We start from the raw sequence: 1,873 nt of genomic DNA on the forward strand, positions 1-1,873 counted from the left end.
TTGCGGCCGGCGATGGAGACGGCTTGTTCCGAGATCCGTCGCAGACACTCATGACCGCTGACTTGTGCCTCCCAGATCATGATCGGCGCGGCACCTATCGATAAACCAGATTTTTCGCCAGCACGACCCGACACCTTCAAGAAACTACTGCAAGATCTTGAGCAATGCTGGGGTTGGATGCGCCCTGAAGATGCTGCGGTGTGGCTCGGGTGGACTGCCGCCGCGAGCCTTGGTGGCTTTCCAGCTTGGCGATCACATCTCTATGCGCACGGCAGTCGCGGAAGCGGAAAGTCCGGTTTGATCGAACTGGCAGCCACGCTTCTTGGCGAGGTCGCCGGAGGCGTCGTGAACGACGCCACGGAGGCCGGTCTCCGCCAGTCGAGGAACAACCACGCACGGCCGATACTCATCGATGAGTTCGAACCGGAAGACAATCCCGGCACGTCATCGCGCCAGGACAGGATGCTTGCGCTGTTCCGCGCAATGTCCGGCGGCAAGGGCGGACGCATTGCCCGCGGCGGTGCAGATCACACTGCAGTCAGCTTCCGGACGTTGGGCGCGGCCTATGTCACTTCGATCAACCACATCCACCTGCAACCACAGGACCGCTCTCGTTTTGTGATGATCGAGTTGAAGGCTTTGCCCGTGAACGCGCCTCCAGATCTTTTCCTTCGCCTGCGCGATTGTTGCGGGGGCCTGTCCGCAAAGTTTCGCGGTCGTATGTTGATGCGCAGCCTCATTTGGGACACGACCCACGCAACGATTGCAATGCGTGCAAAGCAACTTGGGGCAGACACGCGGCAAGCGGATACGGCAGCGACGGTCCTCACGGGCCTTGATCTCCTGTTGCATGACAGGCCGGTCGACCAACTCAGGCTGGACAAACTGGACCCGATGCTTCGCAATCTTATCGACGAAAGCGGCGAGGCAGATCAGGACTCTGAAGGCACAGACGCTCTTGAGTACTTGCTGAACAAGACCTTGCCGTTGGATCATGGTGTCCGGCGAAGCGTACGTGAACTGGTGAATCACACGATGTTCGGCGATCCGTGCGAGGGCAGCGCAGACCCGATTGCCGAGCTTTGCCGATTTGGCATTCACCCCCTGCCAGATAAGTCGAAACTGGCCATTCGGCTGGGCGGATCAGCGCCCACGGCCAAGCTATTTTCCGACACCAAATGGCGAGATGGTGCTCATGCTTCGGCCCTGAAGAAACTGAACGGTGTATGCAAGCCGCCAAATCCGGTTCGGCTTGGCACTGGCCTGAAACAAAGGGTTCTGATGATACCGGCGGAACTACTGCGCTGCGAGGTTGGCTGAGCATCGCTCACTCAAACCAATGTGGCTACAACGTCCCAGGCAAGGCATTGAAATTTCGTGTGTATCCCTGCCTGGGACATTTGGGACGCCTCGCGCAGATACCCCTACTTCGCCCACACGCATCTCGCTTCCACACGAGGGGTTCGTTCTTTTCCTATCTTGTCCCATTTGAAAAAATCCGTGATTCCATATCGTTAGATGGGACATTCCATTGTCCCGAGGCCAGCGTTCCCGTCCCAACATGGCATCAATCACGCAGTCCTCGCGCCTACATGGCCTGAACCAGCAGCCGGCGAGGGAGGGGGTGGGTCAAAAGTCCGGAGTTCGAGGTCCACAGACCCGTCTCATCCCAAACGCGCAGATTTTTTTTCCGCCAGAGTACGGTTTTCGAGGTGACGTGATGGCGCCCGTTAACCAACGGCCCTTGGCTTTTTCGTGTTTGGGCAGGGCTTCGAACTAATTGTTTATTTACAATGCATTAAGAACTCCTTACTGGCTGATCGCGCCTGCTTGGTCCGAACATCAACCGAACGGATTCCTTTAAGGATCCTTT

The 1,873-nt window shown here is 57.4% G+C and carries 1 protein-coding gene; it reads left to right on the plus strand.

The window, feature by feature from the left end:
- Positions 1 to 78 precede the first annotated feature (78 nt).
- Positions 79 to 1,320: a hypothetical protein gene (locus ACFQ2S_RS13425; protein ID WP_386075177.1), complete on the plus strand. Its 1,242-nt coding sequence runs from the start codon at positions 79 to 81 to the stop codon at positions 1,318 to 1,320.
- Positions 1,321 to 1,873: the final 553 nt, after the last annotated feature.

It is taken from the genome of Tropicimonas aquimaris (assembly GCF_042676185.1).
Taxonomy (GTDB): domain Bacteria; phylum Pseudomonadota; class Alphaproteobacteria; order Rhodobacterales; family Rhodobacteraceae; genus Tropicimonas; species Tropicimonas aquimaris.